The following is a 23,652-nucleotide window of genomic DNA, read 5'->3' as shown; positions in this document are numbered from 1 at the left end:
GTACTCAGTGTTGCTGGGTACCGGTACAAAGTAACACTGAGTACCGGTACTTAGCAACACCGAATACTGATCTTCCTCGTGTGGATTCCGGTGGTGGCTTGCGCATCACGCCGCGCGTGGTTCTGTACTTCCGGGGCGGGAGACTCCAGAGTGAGCACATGGCGGCACTGGCCTGGTCGTGGAGGAACGCCCTGCATGGGGCGGTGATCGGTCTGCCAGCGGGCATCGCGACGCTGAGCGACCCGCAGATCGGGCTGGCGCTCGCGGTCGGCGTGCTCCCCGCGGCGGGGCTCGGAGTGTCGAGCACTCGCAGACAGCGGGCGATGAGCCTCGTCGTCGGCGGCATCGCGGCGATCTCGGTTCTGCTCGGGTCGGCGGTGACGCGCACTCCCGCACTGGCGGTGCTCGTGGTGTTCGCGCTGTGCGTGGTCGTCGCCGTGCTGGCCGCCGATCGTTCACGGCATCTCGCAACCCCGGTGCTCGTGCTCGGGGTGCCGCTGCTCGGCGTCGGGCTCTCGTTCTCGTCGGTTGCGACCGGGCTCGCCGGTGCGGGGCTCATCCTCTCGGGGTCGCTGTACGCGTTCCTCGTGTCTCTGGTCTGGCCGGACTCGTCATCCGGCCCGCGCCCCTCGCCACCCCCGACGACGCGCTCGGCCATGCTCGTCTACGGCATCCAGATCGGACTCGCGGGGGCGATCGGTGCCGCGATCGGCTTCGCGCTGGGCGTCGACCACCCCGGATGGGCGTGCACCGCGGCGCTCATGGTGAGTCGGCCGAATCACGCGATGCTGATCACACGCGGATGGGGCCGGCCCGTGGCGGTCGTCGCCGGAGCTCTGCTCGCGATCGCCGTCGCGGCCCTGCATCCGCTCCCCGCGGTCTCCGCGATACTCCTCGTCGTGATCCTGACACTCGGCACCGGCACGGCAGGCAGCCGGTGGTATGTCTTCCCGCTGTTCTCGACCTTCATCGTGCTGTCGATGCTGCTGCTCGAAGACAGCGGCACACCCGCCCACTGGTTCGTGGAACGCGTCGGAATGACACTCGTCGGCGTGACGCTCGCGCTCGCCGCGGCGGCGATCGTGCCGCGGGTTGCTCGGCTGGTGCGTCGCTAGGGCGCGTCGGCCCTTCTCCGCCGCCACGGCAGCAATCGCTCCCACCGGCGCGGCTGCACGGCATCCGTCACCGCCGTCGGCACCGCGACCGCGAACTGCACGATCTCCTCCGCGCCATGGTGCACGACGCGGTAGAGCGCGGTGCCGATCAGGACGCCGAGCGCGATCGACATGACCGAGACGAGCGCCTCCATGAAGTCGGCGAGTCCGCCGTCGGTGGCGACGGCCTCGGTGAGCCCGACCAGCCCCGCAGCCCCCGGAACCAGCAGCCAGAACGCCGGCAGGAAGGTGATCTGCACCGGTGTGCCGTGCCGCAGTGAACCGATCCAGAACACCACGACGGCCATCGCGACGGCGCCGACGAACCCGCCCACGAGGGGGCCCAGCAACGCCGCCCCCACCCACTGTCCGGCATAAGCGACGATGAGCGCGAGCAGCACCCAGCCGAACGTCGAGGCGGGTGCGGAGAAATGCAGGTAGTTGCCGAGCGCGAAGACCAGGATGCCGATCAACGCGACCCACCACGGCAGCGAGGAAGCCACTTCCAACGGCTCGTAGGTGCGGGACTCGACACCCACGACGGTGCCGGCCGCGAGGATGCCGAAGGCGAGCAGCGCCAGCTGCACGAAGCCGTAGACCAGGCGGGAGGCGCCTGAGATCATCTGCCCCGACGCGAGCTCCACGGTCGCCGTGGTGAGCACGCCCCCGGGAAGGAACGTGACCAACGGTGCGATGAGCAGGCGGATCGGGTCGCCGATCTCGATGACCTCGGCGAGCAGGAACACCGCGGCCGCGCAGACGAACGCCGCCGCTATCGGCATGATCAGCTGCAGAGTGGGAGAGCGCACGAGCTTGAGCAGACCGATGCCCGCCCCCAGAGCGAACGCGACGATCGCTCCCTGCCAGGTCGGCGCGAGCAGCAGGGCGAGGCCGGTCGTGAGAACGGCGTGCCCGAACGTGCGGGTGACCCAGCCCAGGCGAGGTCGCATGGCTCCGATCTCGTTCAGGCGACGGATGCCGTCGAGGGGCGACACCGACGCCGTGCGCGCCTCCGCTATCAGCTCGTACAGCGCGGCGATCTGGTCGAACCGGAACGACGCGTTGGTCGCCGAGCGGATCGCGACGCGAGAATCCTCGTCGTCACCCGTCTCGACGATGATGATCGTCGGGAGCACGACGAAGTCCGTGTCGTCGGCGCCGTAGGCCTCTGCGACCGTCGTCACCGTGTCGCGGATGCGGTCGACCGACTCGGCTGACGCGTTCATGCCCTGCGCGAGCCCCAGGAGGAACTGGCGCAGGGCCGAGCGATCGAGGTCCACCGGCATCTCAGGGGACCCTCGCGTCACGAGAACAGGAAGGAGAGCACCACACCCACGACGATCGCGACGCCGACGTAGACGAGGTTCGGCAGCTGGAACGAGTGGTCGAAGACGAACTTGCCCATCTTCGTCGTGCCGGTCTGGTCGAACGCCACGGTCGCGACCTGGCTGCCGTTGGCCGGCAGCGTGTAGATGCCCATGGTCGACGGCCAGAGACCCACCAGCAGCGGCGCGGGCAGTCCGATCGTGATGCCGATCGGCACGATCGCGTTGGTCGCACTGGATTGGCTCGTGGTCAGCATCGCGACGGCGAACAGGGCGAGCGCGAAGAGCAGCGCGCCGAGGAACGCCGACGATCCCGAGACCACCGAGCCGAGGCCATCGACGATGAGCGTCTGGTTCGCCGCGACGAACGTGTTGGCGAGCCAGGCGATGCCGAACAGGGCGATCGCACCGACGATACCGGCGGGGAACGTCGGCTGCTTCGGCACATCTGCGGCCTTGACCTTGCAGAACACGAAGATGAGAGCCGCGATGATACCCATCACCACCTCGATGATGACGGTCACGCTCAGACGAACGGGGTCGCCGGCGTCATCCGTGCCGATCACCGGGCGCAGCCCCTCGAAGAGCCCGAACAGCACGATGACGCCGACGCCGATCAGGAACAGCGCGGCCGACAGCACCGCTGTGCGCGGCAGCTTCGTGTCGTGCGCGTCCACCACCGGTGGCTTGATCTGGTGACTCTCGAGACGGCGCTGGAATTCGGGGTCGTCCTCGAGGTCTTTGCCGTGCCGCATCATCACGAGTGCGGCGACGAAGAGACCGGCGATCGACGCGGGCCACATGATCAGCAGCAGTCCACCGAGGTCGACGCCCTGGGGCGCCAGCAGCACGACCATCGAGGCTGTCGCGGCGGAGACGGGGGAGCAGAGGATGCCGACCTGCGAGGCCACGGCCGAGACCGACAGCGCGCGCTCTGGTCGGATCTTCTGCTGGTACGACACGTCGTAGATCACCGGGAGCAACGGGTAGAAGATGTTCCCCGTGCCCGCTCCGACCGTGAAGAGGAACGACATCGCCGGTGCGAGGAAGACGACCGACTTGGGTTTGCGCCTGATCACCTTGGCGGCGACCGACACCATCCAGTCGATGCCGCCGGCGGCCTGCATCGTGGATGCGGCGGTGATCACCGTGATGACGATGAAGACGGCATCCACCGGGGCGTTGCCGGGGGCCTCCCCGAAGACGAAGATGAGCACGGCCACGCCGACGAGTCCCCACACGCCGAGGCCGATCCCGCTGGTGCGGGTGCCCATGTAGATCGCGAGGATGACGACGATCAGCTGGGCGATGAGGATCCACACGTTGTCGTTCATGTCGACGGCCCCTTCGTAATGGGGCCAGAGCCGGTGAGGATCTCGGTGGCCAGCTCGGTCTCGACGATCTTGCCCTCGATGGCTTCGACACGCAGGGCGAGGGCGTTCTCGACCGGGCTGATCGCGGTCACGAACTCGGAGTTCTCGAAGTGCAGTGACTGCAGATTGCCGACCGCGTATCCCGTGGCGAGCTCGCCGCTGAGGAGAGACGCGTGGAACAGAGGTCGCCGCTGATCCTCCGCGTCGTAGTGCGGGCAGAAGCTGCCGTGCAGGAACCCGAGTCCTTCGGGGAGCACCTGCAGCGTGGGTCCGTAGCTGTCGGTCGTGCCGCCCTCGAACCAGCAGATGCCGCCGGCGCTGCCTCCGGTGAAGACGACGTTCGAGTCGGGGTCCTCCCACATCTCGCGCATGATTTCGTCGAGGCCCTGCCGCTTCCACACGTCGAGCATGTTCGCCGTGTTGCCGCCGCCGACGTGGATGACGTCGAATCCCTTCACGAAGCCCGCGAGGTCGTCGACCGAGCGGTGGAAGAGCGGCAGGTGATGCGGCGCGCAGCGGTCGGAGTCATACGTCGAGTAGAAACTCACGATGTAGGCCGCGTCGTCACCGGTCGCGGTGCCGACGAACAGCACTCGTGGTCTCTTCTTTCGAGTGAGCCCGAGGATGTAGTCGTGCGTTGGATCGTTCCGGCGCTCCATCATCGCCTTGCCTGCACCTGTTGCCACTACATGAGACACAGCGTCCCCCCTTCATCGCTCCCCCGCGGTACGACTTCGGATGCGCTTCAAGATACTGGTATACGAATCGATTCACCAGTGCATCTTGCGGCGCGACGGAGCCGTCCTGTCGGTGTCGCGGGCGGCGGGCGGGGTCAGTTGTGCATGTTCCACGGGATGCGGGGTCAGTTGTGCATGTTCCACGGGATGCGGGGTCAGTTGTGCATCGGAGAGGGCGATCTCGGGTGCGTTAGTGACCCCGCACACGTGGGTGGGCGCGGGCGGGTGGCGCGGGCGGACGCGTTCGAGTCGGCTCAGCCGTTGAGGCGCGCCATCGCGACCTGCGCCTCGAGCAGCGGCAGGGTGCGGTCCCGGTCGGGCTGCGGGCAGATGTCGAGCGCACTGGCGAGCGTGAAGGCCAACGCGGCGTGACCCGCGGCGTTGGGGTGGAACGGGTCGCCCATCAGCCCCCACGGCACTCCGCCGTTGCCGAACTCGGTGAAACGGGCGTGCTGGTCGACGAGGATCACGTCGTCGCTCGCGGCGACCTCGCGCACGGCATCCGCGAATTCGGCGATCCTCTCGCGGTCGGGGGCGTTCGCCACGTCGATCGACGGCGGGGTCTGGAGCACGACGATCGCGCCCGCGGCGCGCACGCGCGAGACGAACTCGCGCAGCGAGGCGGCGAACGCGGTGGCCTCGACCGCGACCCGATCGGGGCCGGTCGCCATGTCGTTGGTGCCGATCATGAGGGTGACGATGTCGGGCCGCCACGTTGCGACGCGGCGATCCCAGTCGTCCAGGATGTCGGTGAGGCGGTGCCCGCTGATCGCCGTGTTGATGACGGCGTCACGGGTGCGCGCGAGCTCGCCGCGGATCAGTTCGTGCAGATGCTCGGCATAGCTGCGGCCGCCCTGCGTGTGCACGAGTCCGTGGGTGATCGAGTCGCCGGTGATGACCCAGTTCAGCGGCTCGGGGCCGGCGAGCGACGCCGCGATGCGGCTGAGATCGGATGCGGCGGAGGCGGGGGAGACTGCGTTCGGCACGCCCTAGAGCCTAGCGGCGGCGTGAGTGGAAGACTGGTCTCATGTCCTCCCCACTGCTCGACCACCTGCTCGCCCGCATCGTCGACAGCGGCCTGCTCGATGATCCGGTCGCCGAGAACGGTCTCGTCTACGGCCGGGCGACCATCGACGCCGCCGGTGCCGTGGTCAAGGTCAACGTCGACCCCGAGCTGGAGGACGACGAGGAGACCCTCGACGACGACGCGCTGCTCGAGGCGATCACGCGCATCCTCTCCGTCTCCGAGACGCGCTGGCGTGCGGTGATCGACGAGGTCGCCGACGACATCGACGAGGCGGTCGACGACGAGCCGGTGCTCGAGCAGATCGACCTGCGCGACGATCTCGAAGCCACCTCCGTCGTGGTGTTCGCCGACGCGGTGCTGATCGCCTTCGACGCGCCGAGGCAGTTTCCCGACTCGCGGATCCTGGTGCAGCTCGACGACGACCTCGAGGTCGCCAACATCGAGGTGCGCGACCGCGACGGTGCCGAGGTCTAGGCGGTCGACGACCTCGACGGGCTCAGCGGCGACGTCCGCCGAGCCCTCCGGGCCTCACAACCACTTCTTGTACTTGAACACCCCGTAGAGGGCGACTGCGAAGGCGGCCATCGCTCCGATCGCCATCGGGTATCCGTGCGCCCAGTGCAGCTCGGGCATGATGTCGAAGTTCATGCCGTAGACCGTGCCGACGAGCGTGGGCGCGAAGATGATCGCGGCCCACGAGGAGATCTTCTTGATCTCGTCGTTCTGCGCCAGCCCTGCCTCGGTCTGGCGTCGTGCGACGAGAGCGGAATGCACGGTGAGGGCGTTCTCGAGGATCGCGCGGAACGAATCGACCCGCTCGTTCACACGGATGACGTGGTCGAGCACGTCGCGCAGCGACCGCTGCAGCTCCTCGTCGATGCGGTACTTCTCCGACCCGCGACGCAGCCATTCCAGCATCCCGGCGAGCGGATGCACCGCCCGCTGGAAGTTGATGACCTCGCGTGAGAGCTCGTAGATGCGGCGCGAGAGTGCGTCGTCATCGCTGTCGCCGAAGAGCTGGTCCTCGATCTCGTCGATGTCGTTGAGCAGCCCGGTGACGATCGGCTCGTACCCGTCGACCACCTCATCGAGGATCGCGTAGAACACGGCCTCAGGCCCCATCGCGAGCAGCTCGGGGTGCGCCTCCATGCGGCGGCGGACGGCTGCGAGGTCGGGGGATTCGGCGTGGCGGATCGTCACCACGAAGTCGGGGCCGACGAACAGGTGCAGCTCGCCGAACTCGATCGACTCCTGCTCGTCGCGATAGCGAGCGGGGCGCAGCACCGCGAAGAGCGTGTCGCCGTAGCGCTCGACCTTCGACCGCTGGTGGCCCGAGAGCGCGTCCTCGACGGCGAGCGGATGCAGGTCGAACTCGCGCGCGACGGAGGCGACCTCGATGGGGCTCGGTCGATACAGGCCGATCCAGGCGATGCCGCCGTGGGCGTCGAGCGACCGGTAGGTCTCGTCGAGGTTCTTCGGGGTCTCCACTCGGCGTCCGTGCACGTACACGCCGTTGTCGATGAGGGCCATGATGGGCTCCGTTCTCGCAGGCGCACGCCGGATCAGAGAGGGCGTGCGCAGAATTCGTCAGGGGGCGGAGGACGCCGCCGACGGCTGCGAAGCAAGACCTGCGGGTGCGGAGCCGAAGCTCAACGCACGGATGCAGTCAGACGCGACGCAACGAAGGCGGCGTCGCAACTATCACCGGACATCGCCATCACCGCCTCTCGCGCTCTGAAGGGGTCTTGTGACCCGACTCGCCAGCATACTCCTGCATCCTGGACGCGATCTCCGGGCGGAGCGGAGGCGTTCAGGCGCTGATGCCGACGAGTTCGGCGCTCTTCTGCCACAGCGCCTCGGCGAGTGCGGCATCCTCGATGCGCGGATTCACGCGACGTGTCAGCACTCGCTCGTCGTAGTACTCGCCCGAGATCCAGGTCTCGTCGGGCGTGCCCTCGACGAACCAGCTCAGGGTGCTGCCGCCCTTCTCGCTGGTGATCAGCAGCAGACGCTTGAGCGGGGTGCGGTAGACGAACCGCATGAGCGTGTTCGAGTCCGAGGCGAAGTTGGTCTGCACGGTTCCGGGGTGGAAGGCGACCGACGTCAGCCCCTCGTCGTGGAACTTCGTGTGCAGGCTCTTCGTGAACAGCACGTTCGCGAGCTTCGCGTCGCCGTAGGCCCGGTTCGCGCTGAAGTTCTTGCGATTGTCGAGGTCATCGATGTCGAGCCGCGCGAACAGGCGATGCGCCACGCTCGAGGTGTTGATGATCGCCGCGTGGCCGGTGCGCAGCTGGGGCAGCAGCAGGTTCGTCAGCAGGAAGGGCGCCAGGTGGTTCACCTGCAGGGTCTTCTCGAAGCCGTCGACCGTCGGGGTTTGATCGCCGAAGATGCCTCCCGCGTTGTTCGCGAGCACGTCGATGCCACCGTCGCCCACGGCATCCGCGACCTTCGTCGCGAGCTCGCGCACGTCGTCGAGTCTGGTGAAGTCGGCGGTGAACCACTCGGCGCCGGTGTCGGTGGCGACCGCCCGCGTCTTCTCGACAGAGCGGCCGACGAGGATGAGTCGGTGACCGGATGCGGTGAGCTGGCGCGCTGCGGCTGCGCCGATGCCGTCGGATGCTCCGGTGAGCACGACCGTCTTCGGGGTCACGAGGCTGCCTTCGGTGCGGGCTCGGCAGCCGCGTCCGTCGCACGGCGACTGCGCGCGACATAGACGGTGTTCGACGACGTCCCGCCCGTGACGGCGTTGGCGAAGTCGACCACGTGGGCCACGGCGTCATCGAACACGGCGTGCATCTCGCGCATGAAGTCGTCGTCGGGCGGATCATCCGACCACAGAGCGAAGACGCCACCGGCTGCGAGGTGCCGGTCGAGTGCGCGCAGGCCGTCTGCGGTGTAGAGGTCGGCGTGGGTGGGGTCGAGCTGATGGCGCGGCGAGTGGTCGACGTCCAGCAGTATCGCGGAGTATCCGCGGTGGCCTTCGCTCGGCGCTGCCCGAACCAGGGCGAAGAAGTCGTCTTCGACCAGAGTCGTGCGCGGGTCTTCGACGAGCTCAGCCGACACGGGCAGCAGCAGCCTCTGATGCCAGCCGATCACCGCGCCGAGCCGGTCGACCACGGTGAGCGAGGCCACACGGTCATCGCGCAGCGCCGCGACCGCCGTGTATCCGAGCCCGAGGCCACCGACCAGGACCGAGAGATCGTCGCCGTCGACAGCGGCCAGACCCAGGTTCGAGAGCTCCTCCTCCGCCACCGTGAACAGGCTCGACATCAGGTATTCGTCGCCGAGTCTGACCTCATAGACCTCCTGGCCGACAGCGGGCTCGGTGCGTCGGCGCAGTGTCAGCTCGCCGATCGGCGTCTCCTGCCAGTCGAGTTCTTCGAATCTCGTGATCACCGCGGAGTCTCCCGGTCGTCGTCTGCGCTCGGCTGCGCGGGCTCCCCTGTTCTGGCCCGGGGCGGGGGAGCTGTCGTCGCGGAGGGCAGGACGATCCTCTCGGGCTCCGGAGCGGGCGCTGCTGCGGGTGTCGCGTGCTCGGGCAGCTCGCGGGCCACCTGCTTCTCGAGCACCTGCACGGCCTCGTCGCTCAGCAGGATCAGCCCTTCGAGCTCGTCGCGCACACGGCGGTACGCCACGTTGCGCTCAGCCTGCGTGGCGGATTCGTCGACCGCGACCTTGAGCAACTGCTGCGCGCGATCCAGACGCTTGCGCTCGGGTTCGGTGAAGGTCGAGTCGCGCAGCCTGCGCGCATCCTTCTCGGCGATCTCGAATGCCACGGCATACGCGCCGACCGCGTCGAGGTACTCCGAGACCTGCCGCTCGGTCACGGTCGAGTCGGCAGACGGCGGGCGCAGCGCATCCGCCGTCTTCTTGGCCCGCAGGAAGGCGGCGACCAGCGGCTGGCGGCCGTCGCTCATGGCGGGGAAGGCGATGAGCTTCGCGACGTCGAGCTCGTAGTCGAGCCAGCGGGCGGTGATCTCGTCGTGCTCGGAGAAGAGACGCTCGAGCAGGGTGTTCGGTGTGACCGATGCCGTGGTGTCGACGACGGCCGGGCCGATGCGCTTCGCACGGCCGTTGCGCGCCTCGAGTTGGGCGGTCTTGATCTCGGCCTTGAGGCGCAGAGTCTCGATGCGTCGTTCGTGGCGGCGCTTCGCGCTGCGCTCCCACGCCTTCGCGGCACCTCCGGCCATGCCGAGGATCGGGAAGGCGAGCCACCAGTAGTTGCCCGCAAAGATCCAGAAGCCCCGGATGAACTCGTCCATGATGTCCTCAGCCTACTTCTCGGGCTTCGCGGCGTCGCCCGCGGTTCCGTCTTCTCGCCCATCTGTTTTCCGTAATTACGAACTTTTGATAGGTTCGAATCATGGAATCCGACGACCAGAGCACGATCGAGCGCCGACTGGCCGACCTCGAGCACGAGGTCGCACGGCTGTCCGCACTCGCTGCTCACTTCTCCGCACCCGCTGACGGTGCGGAATCGGGTGCGGAATCGGGTGCGGAGCCGCAGGCGGCGGATGCTGCGCCCGAGCCGACCGGCGCCGACGATCCGCTCTGGTTCGTGAACGAGCTCGGACGCCGTGCGCCCGGCGCGGTGATGATGGCCGGTGCGGTCGAGACGCAGGCGGGGCCGGTGCGCTGGCAGTACGGCCTGCACGCCGAAGGGCTGCTCGCGCAGGACTGGAGCGATCTCGCCCGTCCGCTCGAAGCCCTGGGACACCCGGCACGCACCGAGCTCGTGCGCCAGGTGATGCGCGGAGCGCACACGACGGCGGAGTTGCTGCAGCTCGAGCACCTCGCGTCGTCGGGTCAGCTCTACCACCACCTGCGGCAGCTCGTGAGTGCGGGGTGGCTCGTCTCTCCGCGCCGCGGGTACTACGAGGTTCCGGCTGCCCGCGTGGTGCCCCTTCTCGTCCTGACCATGATCGCTTCGAGCTGAGGAGCCCACCGTGACCACCCCCTCGATCCCTTCCCCCGACCTGCACGACCACCAGAGCGCATCGGATGCTCCGCGCCGCCGCCCCACTCGAGCGATCCTCGCCGTGATCGGCGCGGCTGCAGTCGTCGGCGTCGCGCTCGGTGCGGCTATCGGTCCGCAGCATCAGACGGTCAGCGCGTCGACCGCGGGCGATGAGGCGCTCGCCGACCGCATCCGCTCTCTGCCCGGCAGTCTCGACAGCTTCCGCGCACTCTCGGTCGCCGAGATCGGCCCCGACGGGGCCGTCTTCGCGGGGCTCGGTGACGCTGACCCGTCCGACCCCGGGGCCCCGACCGCCGACACGGTGTTCGAGCTCGGATCCATCACCAAGACCTTCACCGGCGCGCTGTTCGCCGATGCTATCGAGCGCGGAGAGGTCAGCGCCGACGATCAGCTCGCTGAGCATCTTCCCGACCTCGAGGGCACAGCCGCCGGCGAGGTGACGCTCGCGTCGCTGTCGCAGCACTCGTCGGGTCTGCCCGGACTCGGTGCCACGGCTGAGGCGGAGGCCCTGAGCGGCGTCCTCCTCAACGAGAGCCCCTACTCGACCACCACGACCGAGCAGCTGATCGCCGACGCGGCAGTCGCGCCGGTCGACCCCGATCAGGGGTCGGTCTATTCGAACTTCGCCGTCTCGCTGCTCGGAACGGCGCTGGTCGAAGCGGCGGATGCCGGTGACTACGCGGCCCTGCTGCGGGAGCGCATCACGGAACCGCTCGGCATGGACGACACGATCGTCGCAGCGACCGCCGACGAGGTGCCCGCCGATGCTGTACCCGGATTCCTGATCAACGGCGTCCCGGCTCCCCGGTGGTGGGGAGAGGGCTACCTGCCCGCCGGCGCGTCGACGTTCACCACCGCGGCAGACCTCGCGCTGTGGGCGCAGGCCAACCTCGACGGCACTGCCCCGGGTGCGGCAGCCCTCGACCCGACCGCGCCCATGGGAGAAGGGGCCGAGATCGGATGGGGATGGATCACATCGGCCGCGTTCGACGGCGACGGCCTGCAGACCTGGCACAACGGCGGAACCGGGGGATTCCGCACCATGCTCACGCTCGACCGCGAGGACGGCACCGCTTTCCTCGCGCTGTCGAACACAGTGGCCCCGGCCGACTACATCGCCATGTCGTATGTGTCGGGCGCGCCGATTCCCGCGGTCGACGGTGCATCCGTCGGCATCGCCTGGGGCATCTTCGGGCTCGCACTGCTGCTGAGCCTGGTCGCCCTGATCCGCGCGTTCCGGGTTAAGGCGCTGCTGCCGTCCATCGGCGACCTGATCTGGGCGACCTTCGGCCTCCTGCTGCTCTGGCACAGCGGACCGTGGTTCTCCGTCGGCGGCTGGCTGTGGGGCATGGCGTTCGCGCCGGCACTCGCCGCGATCGGCATCCTCGTTCTCCGGGCGTCGCGGGCTCGCCTGCCCTTCCTCCCTCGTCGCCGCGCCTGGTACTGGTGGGCGGTCGCTGTGCTCGGAGCGGTGCTCACCGTGGGGGTCACGTTCCTCTGGTGATCCCCGCCGGGCGGCCCGACCTGCCCGGTCGTTGAGCGAGGACGGCGGAGCCGCCCGAGACGAAACGTCGTCACTGTTCCCGGAAGCCTCGGCTCAGAGCCCGAGCTTCTCGGCGCAGGCGACGCAGTGCGTGGCAAAGGGGCGAACCTCGAGCCGGGCCTGCGGAATCGGTCGGCCGCAATTCGCGCACACGCCGTAGGTGCCGGCATCCAGGCGAGCGATCGCATCGTCGACCTGCCGGAGTTCGGATGCCGCCGCCTCGGCGAGGCCGGTCAGCCGTGACCACTCGGAGGAGAGCGTGACGCCCTCGGGGTCGTGCTCGTCGTCGTCGTTCGAGCTCTCTCGGTCGTGCATCAACTCGGCGAGGGTGGCTCCGGTCGCTGCGACCCGCTCTGCTGCCTGGGCGCGCAGCTGTTCGAGGCGAGCACGCGCATCAGGGGTCATCCGCACACTCTAGGCCGGGGTTCCGACATCCGGCCCGCCCGACCATCGACACCAGTCGTTCACCCAGCGTTCCGTTTCGAGTACGGCGGTCTCGTAATTCCCTGTCACCTTCGCGAGTTGGAATACTCATGTTCTCGGAATTCGGGAACATCTCCTCCCGAAAGGTCATCATGCGCCGCTTCACCCTGCCCGCCGTCGGCCTCCTCGGCCTCGCCGCCCTCGCCCTCACCGGCTGCCAGAGCCCGACCGCCGAAGCGGCTCCCGCCGACCCGAACGCCCCCATCACGATCGCGACGCTCCCCGTCGGCGACGACCCCACCGCCGAGAACCCCATCGAGGTCTTCGCCGAGCTGCTCGAAGAGTCCACCGGCCGCGACGTCGAGATCACCGACGTGCCCGACTACCTGAGCGTCGTCGAGGCGATCCGCGCCGACCACGTCGACATCGGCATCATGAGCGGTTTCCCCTCGGCCCTCGCCGTCAACACGGGGGAGGTCGACGCACTCGTCGCCTTCCAGGGTGACGGCAAGCCGGTCTCGACCTGCGTCGTGCTGAACGATTCGCCGGTCCAGACGGTCGAGGACCTCGAGGGCAAGACGGTCGCGTTCGCCGATCAGGCATCGAGCTCGGGCTACTTCATGCCGGTGTACATGCTGCACGAGGCGGGCCTCGAACAGGGCACCGACTACGAGGCGATCTTCGCGGGCGGCCATGAGGGCAGCTTCGCGGCCCTGCAGCAGGGACAGGTGGATGCCGCCTGCACCGCCGTCATGCTCACCGAGCTCGGTGCCCCGATGTTCCCCTTCGCCGACGGCGAGTGGCGCGCGGTGGGCGAAAGCCCGGCGATGGACATCCAGGGAGCGGTGCTCGGCCGCCAGTCACTCGACGACGAGACCCGCAAGGTCATCCAGGACGGCATCGCCGAGGTCTTCTCGCCCGAGAACGCCGAGGCCCTCGGAGCCTACGGATCGTTCGCCGCGTCCGAGCAGACCGTCGACCCCGACGGCTCGTCTTTCGAGTCCTTCGCTGAGATCGCCGCGGTCGCCGGCGTCGAACTCAAGGACCTCAAGTGACGAACCCCTCACTGATGAGGGCGGATGCCGCGGCATCCGCCCTTCCGGCACCTGCGGTCGCCCCCGCCCGCACCTCCACCGCCGAGCTGCGTCAGGCGCTGCCGCTCGTGTCGGTGCGCGACCTGAGCGTCGCGTACGACACCACCACGGTGCTCGACGGCGTCGACCTCGAACTGTTCCCCGGCGAGATGGTCGCGCTGCTCGGCGCTTCGGGTTCGGGCAAGTCGACTCTGATGCGCAGCCTCACCGGCTTCGCCCCCATCTCGGCCGGGTCGGCGCGCGTCGCGGGACACGATGTCACGAACCTCGCCCGGGGCGAGCTGCGCACCCTGCGGTCTGATGTCGGCCAGGTGTTCCAGCAGTTCAACCTGATCCCGCGGCTCAGCGTGATGACCAACGTGCTCACCGGAGCGCTGCACGGTGCCGGCCCGATCAACATGATCGGCGGCTTCTCGAGCGCTCATCGCCGCCGCGCGCTCGAACTGCTCGACCGCGTCGGCATCGCGCACAAGGCCAATGCCCCTGCGCGCTCGCTCTCGGGCGGCCAGCAGCAGCGCGTCGCGATCGCCCGCGCACTCATGCAGCAGCCCCAGGTCATCCTGGCCGACGAGCCGGTCGCATCGCTCGACCCCAAGCTCGCCGACTCGGTGCTCGAGCTGCTGCGCGAGATCGCCACCGAAGACGGCATCCCGGTGCTGGTCAGCCTGCACGTGCTGCCGCTCGCGCTCGCGCACAGCGACCGCATCATCGGACTGCGGCACGGGCGGATGCTGGTCGCCGGCGCCACATCACAGCTGGACGCCGTGGCGCTGTCGCCGCTCTACGACGACGAGGAGCACGACGATGACGCTCACCACTGATCCGCGTTCGACGGGCGGCCCGACCGGCAACACGGCGGGCGGCAAGGCAGACCGTCCGAGTACCCGCCCCGTTCTCGATGCGGGGGAGCGCTCGCGTCTGGAGCGCGCCTTCCGCATCCCGCGTGCTCGGTTCCTGATCGGCCTGCCGATCGCGGTGCTGCTGCTGATCTGGTCGTTCAACGGCGCCGAGTTCAACTTCATCAAGCTGGGCGATGGCGCGGTCAACATGGGCGAGTTCCTGTCACGCCTGTTTCCGCCGGACTTCTCGAAGATCGGCACCATCCTCGCGCTGCTGCTCGAGACGTTCCAGATGGCGGTCGTCGGTACAGTGCTGGGCGCCGTGCTATCGCTGCTCGCCGCGTTCGGAGCGTCGTCGAACATCGCACCCAAGTGGGTCTACTACCCGACGCGCTGGGTGATGAACATCATCCGCTCGGTGCCCGATCTCGTCTTCGCGCTCATGTTCGTCTCGGCCGTCGGACTCGGCCCGTTCGCCGGCATCCTGGCCATGACCCTCGGGTCGATCGGATCGATCGGCAAGATCTTCGCCGAGGCCATGGAGCAGGTCGACCGCGGACCCGTCGTCGCGATGGAGGCCGTCGGCGCCTCGAAGCGGCAGGTCATCCAATACGGCATCCTGCCGCAGTCCGCACCCCTGCTCACCTCGTACACACTGCTGCTGTTCGAGGGCAATGTGCGCGGCGCGACCATCCTCGGTCTCGTCGGTGCCGGTGGAATCGGCCTCGAGCTGACCACCGCGATGCGCATGTACGACTACGGCCACCTCAGCGCCATCATCATCTGCATCATCGTGCTCGTCACGGCGATCGACCAGGGCAGTGCCCTCATCCGAAGGAGAATCACATGACCATCGCAGACATCGACCTCGTGCTCAGCGCCCCCGTCAACCTGCGCGATCTCGGCGGAATCCCGATCGACGGCGGCGTGCTGCGCGAGGGCCTCGCCATCCGCACCGACGACCTCGCCTACGTGCCGACCGAGGTGGCTGCACAGCTGGTCGCCGCCGGGCTCACCGCGATCATCGACCTGCGCTCGCCGCTGGAGGTCTCGGTCACCGGTCGCGGCCCTCTCGCCGAGTACCCCGTGGCCTACCACCACCTGCCGCTGATCGCAGATGTCGGCGAGTCGATGAACCGGGACGCCCCCGAGCTCACCCACGATGCGATGGGGCGGATGTACCTGCGCATGGTCGAGGTCGCCGCACCACAGCTCGTCACCGCGCTGAACGTGATCGCCCACACCCCGGGAACCGCGGCATTCCACTGCGCTGCCGGACGAGACCGCACTGGTGTCGTCGCGGCGATGCTGCTGCTCGCGCTCGGAGCGGCGGATGACGACATCGTCGCCGACTACGCCCTCACCGGCGGCAACATGGTCGCGATCATGCAGCGCACCGCTCCCGTGATGGGCGCGATGTGGAAGGCGCTCGGCTTCGACGCGGATGCCGCCGGTGCAAGCTCCGCCCTGCTCGAGGGGTCGATGGAGGTGTCGATGCGCACGCTGCTCGACACCCTTCGCGAGCAGCACGGTGACGCACTCGCCCCGCTGCGCGCCGCGGGGCTGTCGGACGACACGATCGCCCGCCTTCGCGAACGGGCGCTCGCCGCGTGACGGTCGTCGATGTGGATGCCGGGGCGGCGGTCCGCCGTCGCCCGGGTCGTCCGCGGGATGAAGACATGGACGGCATGATCCTCGCCGCCACGCTCGAGATCATCGACGCGGGGGAAGACGTGACGGTCAGCCGCGTGGTCGCGCGCAGCGGGGTGAGCCGGGCCGCTCTGTATCGTCGATGGCCGTCGCTCACGACGTTGATCGCTGCGGCTCTCGATGTCGGGCGTCTGGTGCCGCCGGAGTATCCCGACGATGTCGATCTTCGCGATGCGCTGTTCGACGGGCTCGGGCTCGGCGAGAACGGAGTGGCGCTGTCGGTCGCGGCATCCGGGTACGCAGAGGAGCGATTCCGTCAGCGCATCCGTCTGGTGATGGCCGATCGCGCCCTGCAGAAGGCGTACTGGCAGTCGCACGTCTCGCGCCGACGAGTGCCTTTGCTGAACGCGCTGCGCGGGGGGATCGCTCGCGGCGAGCTGCGGGCTGATCTCGATGTCGAGGCGTGTTTCGACGCGATCGCCGGCGCCGCGTACTACCAGGTCGTCGTGCGCGGCGACCGGATGGACGACCCCGCAGTCGCCGCCCGCATGCGCTCCGCCGTCGAGGTGGTGTGGCGCGGGATGGTGGTCGCCTGAGCCGCCGGGGTGGCGTCGCCCGGTCCTTTTGGCTGAGGCGCGAGCCATCTGGTTGGGTGCCCGGTCCTTTTGGCTGGAGATCGCACGCATGGCTGGCGAATCGCTAGGACCTGTCCAGCCATCCGGGATTCGGCCAGCCATCCGGTCGGTGAGGAGTGCGAGCCATGGACCGGACGGTCGGCCACCGCCAGGCGTCGACCGCGAGCGTCGACCGCGACGCTCAGTGAGTGGCGTCAGCGCCCATCAGAGGCCTTCTCCGGGCTCGGCACGACCACGACCGTGTCTGTCCGCACGCCGGGGTGGTCGCGTTCGAGCGCTGCACCCTCCATGTCGACGTTCGGCAGGATGCGGTCGAGCCACCGCGGCAGCCACCATGCCGAGCGTCCGAGCAGGTGCATGAGCGCGGGCATGAGCAGCATCCGCACGACGAAAGCGTCGAGCAGCACACCGAAGGCGAGACCGAAGCCGATCGAGCGGATGATGGTCGACTCCGAGAAGATGAAGCCGCCGAACACCGAGACCATGATGAGCGCCGCGGCAACGACGACCGAGCGGCCGGCCCGGAAGCCCTGCGCGACGGCATCCCGAGCCGAGGCGCCGTGCACGTACGCCTCGCGCATGCCCGAAGCCAGGAACAGCTGGTAGTCCATCGCCAGCCCGAACAGGATGCCGACGAGGATCACCGGCAGGAAGCTCAGGATCGGACCGGTGCTGTGCAGGCCGATGATCTCGGCGCCCCAGCCCCACTGGAACACCGCGACGATGAGGCCGTACGTCGCGAAGAGCGAGAGCACGAAGCCTCCGGTCGCGATGATGGGGACGAGCAGCGAGCGGAACACGACGATCATGATGAGCAGCGACAGCCCGACGACGACCACGAGGTAGAGCGGCAGTACGCCGGCGAGTGCCTCGGAGATGTCGATGTTGGTCGCGGCCTGTCCGGCGACGCCGAGCGTGATGCCACCGTCGAGCTGCGGCAGAGCACGGATGTCCTGCACGAGCTTCTCGGTCGACGCGCTGTTCGGGCCCTCGGCGGGGAGCACCTGGAACGCGAGCAGGGTGTTGTCGTCGGAGGTCGCGATCGGCGCGACGGCCACGACGTCATCCTGGTCGGCGATCTTCTGGGCGACCTCGACCTGCGTGGCGAGCAGGTCGTCGTCGCTCACCGCGTCATCGAGAGTCGCGGTGACGAGCAGCGGCCCGTTGGCACCCTGGCCGAACTGCTCGTCGACGACGTGGAACGCACGATAGCTGGTCGAGTCGGAGGGCTCGCTCGCGCCGTCGGGAAGACCGAGGCGCATAGACATCGATGGGATCGCGACGATCAGCAGCGTGATGACGCTGACGAGCACGGTGACGACCGCGCGCAGCGTCGACATCTGCTTCACGGGCTTGCCCGCGGCGTGCGGCTGCCCGATCGTCGCGCGAGCCTTGCCGCTGAGCAGTCGCGTTCCGACGAGCCCGAGGATCGCGGGGGCGAGCGTGATCGCGACGAGCACGGCGACGGCGACGCAGACCGCTCCGACCGTGCCCATGAGCCCGAGGAAGGGCACGCCCGTCACGTTGAGGGCCAGCAGGGCCACGATCACCGTGGTGCCCGCGAACACGACAGCGGTGCCCGAGGTGCCGGTGGCGAGGCCGATGGACTCGCGCACAGGGACGCCGTTGAGCAGCTGCTTGCGGTGCCGGTTCACGATGAAGAGCGAGTAGTCGATGCCGACGGCGAGTCCGAGCATCACACCCAGCACCGGGGTGACGGATGCCATGTCGACGACGCCCGAGAAGGCGAGGGATGCGGTCACGCCGACGCCCACGCCCACGACGGCTGTCACGATCGGGAGTGCTGCGCCGATGAGCGTGCCGAGCATCACGATCAGCACGACGGCCGCGAACGCGAGGCCGATCGCCTCGCCGACGCCGAAGATCTCGGGAACGCCCTGGGCGATGTCGGTGCCGAAGTCGACCTCCACGCCGTCGATCGGCGACGAGTCGAAGTGCTCGATCGTGCCCTGCTTGACCTCTTCCGAGAGCTCGAGGCGGGGGTCTTCGAACGAGACGTTGACGATCGCGGTCGAGCCGTCATCGGATACGACGCCGATGCCGTCCGTCAGATCGAGCAGCGTGGATCCGAGGTCGACCTGCTCGGCGTTGGACTCGAGCTCGGCGCGCGAGTCGTCGATGGTCTTCTGCTGCGCATCGAGCTCGGTTGCCTGCGCATTCAGTGCGTCGATCTGTGCATCCAGAGCGGCGAGCTGCTCGGCGGGAGCACCGCCCGCTTCCGCCTGCGACCGCGCGGTGGTCAGCTGCTCGAGTCCGGCCTCGAGCTGGGCCCGACCGTCGTCGAGCTGCGACTGACCGGCATCCAACTGGGTGCGGCCATCGGTGATCTGCGTCTCGCCGTCGGCGAGCTCCTGCTCCTGATCGAGCTGCTGCTGCTGGGCGTCGAACGGGTCGACGACCGAGGCCACGCCGTCGAGATCCTCGGCGCTCGTCGCGAGCTTAGAGATCTCCTGCTTCTGCTCCTCGGTGAAGGCCGAGCCGTCGGTCGTCTGGTAGACGACGGTTCCGGTGCCGCCTGCGGTGTCGGGCAGCTTCTCGGCGAGCTGGTCGGTGACGGCTCCCGAGGCGGTGCCCGGGATGTCGAAGCTGTTGCTCAGCGTGCCGCCGAGAGTGAGGAAGGCGCCGACGCCCAGTCCGAGGATGACGACCCACGAGACGATCACCGTCCACGCCTTGCGTGCGGCGAACGAACCCAGGCGGTACAGCAGTGAAGCCAAAACGATCTCCTTCAGACGGATAGATCATACGGGGCGTCTCGTCTAGTGTTCTGTGGTTATCCTGAACGTGTGGTGAACGAGCATCGAAGCGGCCCCGTGCGCAGCACGGCTGCCCGTGAGGCGATCCTCGACGCGACGTCTCGCCTGTTCCACAACCAGGGGTACGACCGGCTCACGATCGAGGGCATCGCGAAAGAGGCAGGGGTCGGCAAGCAGACCATCTACCGCTGGTGGCCGTCGCGCGGAGCCCTGATCGGCGAATGCCTCGCCGAAGGTCGACTCATCCCCGTCGATTTCGTCGTCCCCGACACCGGACACCTGGCCGCGGACGTCGAGACCTGGCTTCGCAGCGTGCTGTCGATCCTCGAGGCCCCCGAGGGAGGCGCTCTGCTGCGCTCGCTCGTCGCAGCCGCGACGGAGGATGCCGGCGTCGGAGCACACCTCGGTGAGAGCCTCGGTGTCGAGAAGTACCTCACCGAGCGCATCCGCGGTGGCATCCGTGACGGACAGCTCGCTGAGGACGCGCCTGTCGAGCAGCTCGGACGAGCGATCCTCGGAGCGATCATCGTCGAGTCGCTGGGGCGCGAGCACCATGACCCCGATTCGATCGTGCGGTTGACCCGCTTCATCTTCTCGCGGTAGTCGTCCGCCTCACCGAGCCACCGCCGTCTGGCTGCCCGTCTGCGCATCCAGGCCCGATCGGTGCCCGTACGCGAACGATGCCGCATCCGCTCCTCGCCTCGGCCGCGCGGCCTTCGTCGTCATCTCGCTCACTGCGTCGTCCACCCGGCTCTGACGGGAGACGAGCACGAGCTCGGTGCCGTCACTGCTCTCTTCGACCGCGACGCGTCGACTCTCGGCGATGCGGTTCATGACCCCCACGGCGAATCCACGGAGGAATCCGCTGCGCGCCCGACGCCTCTCGCCCTCACGACGCTCGGCATACAGGTCGCGGTGTGTGAGCCACCATGCGCGCATCGCGACCATGGCCTGCACCTCGAGGCTCGCGGTCAGCGTCTGCGCCTGCCGCACGTCTGACGCATGACCGACCAGATAGAGGGCGGCGACCGTCGGGAACTCCCCGACGAGAGGCCGCACGGTCTCGAGCGCGCGGGCGACTCCGATACCGATCTCGCGCAGGTCTTTCGCGTAGACGCCGCGGAACAGCATCCGCTCGGTGATGATCTGCTCCTGTGCCTGCCCCAGGAGCCCCCGTCGTTCGTCGATCTGCGCCTGTTCGATCCCGTATTTCACGATCAGGCGCTCGGCGTGCTCGGTCAGCGCCTCGGCCTCTTCAGGCGTCGTGCTCTCGGCCTTCGCCAGCAGTTTGGCGATCAGGTCGATTTTGGCTTCGGTCATGGCATCCCCCTTGGATCTGTGATGCCTCGAATCCTTCGCGGGGGTGCCTACATTCGGGCGTCGGATTCCGGGGTCTGAGGATATCTCCAGACGTGTGGATGCCGGTGCAGAAGACGACGCCGCTCCAGATGCAGGCTCAGATCACAGATGCAGACGCAGAATGCATTTTCTGGACCTACAACGGTCATTCGGGCATGCACCTGTGACCCAGGGCGACCTGTGATCCAAGCCGGCGCGTGGCGACGGAGCAGACGAAACGGGCAGGCCTCAGCCGAGGATCAGCGTGATCACGGTCGCGCCGCCGCCGCCGAGGATGAGCGCGATGATGACGCTCCAGGCGACGATGCGCAGGCGACGGTTGCGCTTCTCGCCGAGATCGCCGTAGTCCTCGCTCAGCCCGTCACCGCTCATGCGCTGACCGGCTCGCTGACCGTCGGGCCGAAGGCTGCGGGCAGGGTGGCCTGCGAGCGCTCACGGATCTCGGCGACGGGAACCGTGAAGACGTCCTGCACCTCGAGCTTCGCGCCCTCGGAGTCGGTCACGCCGATGCGCATCACCGGGTAGTCGCGGCCTTCGCAGAGCCCACGGAACTTCACGTCGTCCTCGCGCGGAACCGTCACGATGACGCGACCGGTCGACTCGGAGAACAGAGCGGATGCGGCATCCACACCGTCGCGTTCGATGATCTCGTTGAGCCAGACGCGTGCGCCGACGCCGAAGCGCGAGACGCCCTCGGCGAGGGCCTGCGCGAGGCCACCCTCCGACACGTCGTGCGCCGACGAGATCAGCCACTCGTCACGAGCCGCGCCGAGCAGGCCCGCGAGGCGCTTCTCGCCCGCGAGGTCGACCTTCGGGGGCAGTCCGCCGAGGTGCTGGTGCACGGTCTCAGCCCACGCCGAACCCGAGAGCTCGGTCGAGGTCGTGCCGAGCAGGTAGATGTTCTGGCCCTCGTCCTGCCACCCCGAGGGGATGCGGCGCGAGACGTCATCGATGATGCCGAGCACGCCGACGAGCGGGGTCGGGTGGATCGGCACGTCGCCGGTCTGGTTGTAGAACGAGACGTTGCCGCCGGTCACAGGGGTGCCGAGCTCGTAGCATCCGTCGGCGAGACCGTCGACGGTCTGCCCGAACTGCCACATGACCTCGGGGTTCTCGGGGGAGCCGAAGTTCAGGCAGTCGGTGATCGCGGTCGGAACCGCTCCGGTGACGGCGACGTTGCGGTACGCCTCGGCCAGGGCGAGCTGCGCACCCGCATACGGGTCGAGCTGGCAGTAGCGGCCGTTGGCGTCGGTCGAGATCGCGAAGCCGAGACCCGACTCCTCGTCGACGCGGATCATGCCGGCGTCATCGGGGAACGAGAGGGCCGTGTTGCCGAGCACGTAGTAGTCGTACTGGTTGGTGATCCAGCGGGTGTCGGCGAGGTTCGGCGAAGCGACCAGGTTGAGGAACTGCTCGCGCAGCACCTCGGGGTCGTTCGAGCGGGGCAGGTTCTCGGCGGCATCCGCCTGCAGTGCGTCGATCCACGTCGGGTACGCGACCGGGCGGTCGTAGACCGGGCCGTCGACCGCGACGGTCGAGGGGTCGACGTCGACGATGCGCTCGCCCTGCCAGTCGATGATGAGGCGGCCGTCTCCGGTGACCTCGCCGAGCACCGAGGTCTCGACGTCCCACTTCTGCACGACCGCGAGGAACGCGTCGAGCTTCTCGGGGGCGACGATCGCCATCATGCGCTCCTGCGACTCCGACATGAGGATCTCCTCAGCCGTGAGCGACGGGTCGCGCAGCAGAACGTTGTCGAGCGAGACCTTCATGCCGCTGTTGCCGTTGGCTGCGAGCTCGCTGGTGGCGCACGAGATTCCGGCGGCACCGAGGTCTTGGATCGCCTCGACGAGCTCGTCGCGGTACAGCTCGAGGCAGCATTCGATGAGCACCTTCTCGGCGAACGGGTCGCCCACCTGCACCGCGGGGCGCTTGGTGGGGCCGGTGCTGTCGAACGAGTCGGATGCCAGGATGCTGGCGCCGCCGATGCCGTCGCCACCCGTGCGGGCACCGAACAGCACGACCTTGTTGCCGACGCCGGTCGCGTTGGCGAGCTTGAGGTCTTCGTGACGGAGGACGCCGACCGCGAGCGCGTTCACGAGGGGGTTGGCCTGGTACACAGAGTCGAAGACCGTCTCGCCGCCGATGTTCGGAAGGCCCAGGCAGTTGCCGTAGAAGCTGATGCCGCTGGTCACGCCGTGCACGACGCGGGCGGTGTCGGGGTGGTCGATCGCGCCGAAGCGCAGGGCGTCCATGATCGCGACCGGGCGTGCGCCCATCGAGATGATGTCGCGGACGATGCCGCCGACGCCCGTGGCCGCACCCTGGAACGGCTCGATGAACGAGGGGTGGTTGTGCGACTCGGCCTTGAAGGTGACGGCCCAGCCCTCGCCGACGTCGATGACGCCCGCGTTCTGGCCCATGCCCACCATCAGGCGTTCCTTCATCTCGTCTGAGACCTTCTGGCCGAAACGGCGCAGGTAGTTCTTCGACGACTTGTAGGAGCAGTGCTCCGACCACATCACGGAGTACATGGCCAGCTCACCGGAGGTCGGGCGGCGGCCCAGGATCTCCTTGATGCGGGCGTACTCGTCGTCCTTGAGGCCCAGCGCCGCGTAGGGCTGTTCCTTCTCCGGAGTCGCGGCGGCGTTCTCGACGGAGTCGGGGACGTGCTTGTGGGCAGGTGCAGGGGCGGTGGTCACGCGCACTCCTAGATGAGGGGCCGGCGGGGCATGGCC

General features: G+C 68.4%; 23 protein-coding genes. 10 read left to right on the top strand and 13 right to left on the bottom strand.

The genetic code is table 11. The annotated features are described in order from the left end of the window. Positions 1-158: 158 nt before the first annotated feature. Positions 159-1,115, top strand: a complete 957-nt coding sequence (locus tag ACLKOY_RS10515) for an FUSC family protein (protein ID WP_436453574.1) — start codon at positions 159-161, stop codon at positions 1,113-1,115. Here ACLKOY_RS10515 and ACLKOY_RS10510 read toward each other — a convergent pair. The 4 genes from ACLKOY_RS10510 to ACLKOY_RS10495 form a co-directional block, all read right to left on the bottom strand. Further along, positions 1,112-2,440: a threonine/serine ThrE exporter family protein gene (locus tag ACLKOY_RS10510; protein WP_436453573.1), complete on the bottom strand. Its 1,329-nt coding sequence runs from the start codon at positions 2,438-2,440 to the stop codon at positions 1,112-1,114. The two genes, ACLKOY_RS10515 and ACLKOY_RS10510, sit on opposite strands and share 4 nt — an antisense overlap. A 17-nt stretch (positions 2,441-2,457) precedes the next feature. Then, positions 2,458-3,813 (bottom strand): anaerobic C4-dicarboxylate transporter family protein, encoded by a 1,356-nt coding sequence (locus ACLKOY_RS10505; protein WP_311877662.1) that lies wholly within the window; start codon positions 3,811-3,813, stop codon positions 2,458-2,460. Then, positions 3,810-4,538, bottom strand: a complete 729-nt coding sequence (locus ACLKOY_RS10500) for a Type 1 glutamine amidotransferase-like domain-containing protein (RefSeq protein ID WP_436453572.1) — start codon at positions 4,536-4,538, stop codon at positions 3,810-3,812. Before ACLKOY_RS10500 ends, ACLKOY_RS10505 begins: the two co-directional genes overlap by 4 nt. 305 nt (positions 4,539-4,843) lie before the next feature. Further along, on the bottom strand, positions 4,844-5,575 hold the full coding sequence (locus ACLKOY_RS10495; protein WP_436453571.1) for an SGNH/GDSL hydrolase family protein: 732 nt from the start codon (positions 5,573-5,575) through the stop codon (positions 4,844-4,846). A 41-nt stretch (positions 5,576-5,616) separates the two neighbouring features. Here ACLKOY_RS10495 and ACLKOY_RS10490 point away from each other — a divergent pair, with 41 nt between their 5' ends. Then, a complete protein-coding gene (locus tag ACLKOY_RS10490; protein WP_436453570.1) occupies positions 5,617-6,090 on the top strand; it encodes a cytochrome C5 in 474 nt (157 codons plus the stop codon). Positions 6,091-6,144: 54 nt separating this feature from the next. Here ACLKOY_RS10490 and ACLKOY_RS10485 read toward each other — a convergent pair whose 3' ends face one another. From ACLKOY_RS10485 to ACLKOY_RS10470, 4 genes are all read right to left on the bottom strand, one after another. Then, positions 6,145-7,146: a magnesium and cobalt transport protein CorA gene (locus ACLKOY_RS10485; RefSeq protein ID WP_436453569.1), complete on the bottom strand. Its 1,002-nt coding sequence runs from the start codon at positions 7,144-7,146 to the stop codon at positions 6,145-6,147. A 280-nt stretch (positions 7,147-7,426) separates the two neighbouring features. After that, complete coding sequence (locus tag ACLKOY_RS10480) at positions 7,427-8,266, bottom strand: SDR family NAD(P)-dependent oxidoreductase (RefSeq protein WP_436453568.1); 840 nt, start codon at positions 8,264-8,266, stop codon at positions 7,427-7,429. Next, positions 8,263-9,012 (bottom strand): spermidine synthase, encoded by a 750-nt coding sequence (locus ACLKOY_RS10475; protein WP_436453567.1) that lies wholly within the window; start codon positions 9,010-9,012, stop codon positions 8,263-8,265. The genes ACLKOY_RS10480 and ACLKOY_RS10475 overlap by 4 nt, the downstream gene beginning before the upstream one ends. Further along, a complete protein-coding gene (locus tag ACLKOY_RS10470) occupies positions 9,009-9,878 on the bottom strand; it encodes a hypothetical protein (RefSeq protein ID WP_436453566.1) in 870 nt (289 codons plus the stop codon). Before ACLKOY_RS10470 ends, ACLKOY_RS10475 begins: the two co-directional genes overlap by 4 nt. A 101-nt stretch (positions 9,879-9,979) precedes the next feature. Between ACLKOY_RS10470 and ACLKOY_RS10465 the strand changes: the two genes are divergently transcribed. Together ACLKOY_RS10465 and ACLKOY_RS10460 are read left to right on the top strand one after the other, a co-directional pair. Beyond that, positions 9,980-10,552 (top strand): ArsR/SmtB family transcription factor, encoded by a 573-nt coding sequence (locus ACLKOY_RS10465; RefSeq protein ID WP_436453565.1) that lies wholly within the window; start codon positions 9,980-9,982, stop codon positions 10,550-10,552. 10 nt (positions 10,553-10,562) lie between these two features. Beyond that, positions 10,563-12,098, top strand: a complete 1,536-nt coding sequence (locus ACLKOY_RS10460) for a serine hydrolase domain-containing protein (RefSeq protein WP_436453564.1) — start codon at positions 10,563-10,565, stop codon at positions 12,096-12,098. Between the two features lie 93 nt (positions 12,099-12,191). Here ACLKOY_RS10460 and ACLKOY_RS10455 read toward each other — a convergent pair whose 3' ends face one another. Then, positions 12,192-12,542, bottom strand: coding sequence for a TraR/DksA family transcriptional regulator (locus ACLKOY_RS10455; protein ID WP_436453563.1), 351 nt, complete (start codon positions 12,540-12,542; stop codon positions 12,192-12,194). A gap of 128 nt (positions 12,543-12,670) precedes the next feature. Between ACLKOY_RS10455 and phnD the strand changes: the two genes are divergently transcribed. The 5 genes from phnD to ACLKOY_RS10430 are packed head-to-tail and all read left to right on the top strand — an operon-like array spanning position 12,671 to position 16,739. Next, on the top strand, positions 12,671-13,615 hold the full coding sequence (gene phnD, locus ACLKOY_RS10450; RefSeq protein WP_436453562.1) for a phosphate/phosphite/phosphonate ABC transporter substrate-binding protein: 945 nt from the start codon (positions 12,671-12,673) through the stop codon (positions 13,613-13,615). After that, positions 13,612-14,475 carry a phosphonate ABC transporter ATP-binding protein gene (locus tag ACLKOY_RS10445; RefSeq protein WP_436453561.1) on the top strand — a complete coding sequence of 288 codons (864 nt, stop codon included), beginning with the start codon at positions 13,612-13,614 and terminating at the stop codon, positions 14,473-14,475. The genes phnD and ACLKOY_RS10445 overlap by 4 nt, the downstream gene beginning before the upstream one ends. Continuing rightward, the gene (phnE, locus tag ACLKOY_RS10440; RefSeq protein WP_436453560.1) at positions 14,459-15,343 is read left to right on the top strand and encodes a phosphonate ABC transporter, permease protein PhnE; all 885 of its coding nucleotides are present in this window, start codon (positions 14,459-14,461) and stop codon (positions 15,341-15,343) included. The genes ACLKOY_RS10445 and phnE overlap by 17 nt, the downstream gene beginning before the upstream one ends. After that, positions 15,340-16,107, top strand: coding sequence for a tyrosine-protein phosphatase (locus ACLKOY_RS10435; protein WP_436453559.1), 768 nt, complete (start codon positions 15,340-15,342; stop codon positions 16,105-16,107). Before phnE ends, ACLKOY_RS10435 begins: the two co-directional genes overlap by 4 nt. Then, positions 16,104-16,739 (top strand): TetR/AcrR family transcriptional regulator, encoded by a 636-nt coding sequence (locus ACLKOY_RS10430; RefSeq protein ID WP_436453558.1) that lies wholly within the window; start codon positions 16,104-16,106, stop codon positions 16,737-16,739. The genes ACLKOY_RS10435 and ACLKOY_RS10430 overlap by 4 nt, the downstream gene beginning before the upstream one ends. A gap of 233 nt (positions 16,740-16,972) precedes the next feature. On the opposite strand, the gene ACLKOY_RS10425 is transcribed toward ACLKOY_RS10430, so the two are convergent. Further along, positions 16,973-19,516 carry an MMPL family transporter gene (locus tag ACLKOY_RS10425; RefSeq protein WP_436453557.1) on the bottom strand — a complete coding sequence of 848 codons (2,544 nt, stop codon included), beginning with the start codon at positions 19,514-19,516 and terminating at the stop codon, positions 16,973-16,975. A gap of 72 nt (positions 19,517-19,588) precedes the next feature. On the opposite strand from ACLKOY_RS10425, the gene ACLKOY_RS10420 reads away from it, so the two are divergent. Next, entirely contained in the window at positions 19,589-20,158 is a 570-nt protein-coding gene (locus ACLKOY_RS10420) for a TetR/AcrR family transcriptional regulator (protein WP_436453556.1), read from the top strand. Between the two features lie 9 nt (positions 20,159-20,167). On the opposite strand, the gene ACLKOY_RS10415 is transcribed toward ACLKOY_RS10420, so the two are convergent. From ACLKOY_RS10415 to purL, 3 genes are all read right to left on the bottom strand, one after another. Next, positions 20,168-20,875 carry a DUF2786 domain-containing protein gene (locus ACLKOY_RS10415; protein WP_436453555.1) on the bottom strand — a complete coding sequence of 236 codons (708 nt, stop codon included), beginning with the start codon at positions 20,873-20,875 and terminating at the stop codon, positions 20,168-20,170. Between the two features lie 267 nt (positions 20,876-21,142). Continuing rightward, complete coding sequence (locus ACLKOY_RS10410) at positions 21,143-21,286, bottom strand: hypothetical protein (protein WP_311260231.1); 144 nt, start codon at positions 21,284-21,286, stop codon at positions 21,143-21,145. Further along, a complete protein-coding gene (gene purL, locus ACLKOY_RS10405; RefSeq protein ID WP_400789863.1) occupies positions 21,283-23,616 on the bottom strand; it encodes a phosphoribosylformylglycinamidine synthase subunit PurL in 2,334 nt (777 codons plus the stop codon). The genes ACLKOY_RS10410 and purL overlap by 4 nt, the downstream gene beginning before the upstream one ends. Positions 23,617-23,652 lie beyond the last annotated feature (36 nt).

The organism is Microbacterium sp. K2 (assembly GCF_051365005.1).
In the GTDB taxonomy this organism is placed as follows: Bacteria; Actinomycetota; Actinomycetes; order Actinomycetales; family Microbacteriaceae; genus Microbacterium; species Microbacterium foliorum_B.
Note: the sequence above shows the minus strand (reverse complement) of the source record. Positions and strands in the feature narration are given on the sequence as shown.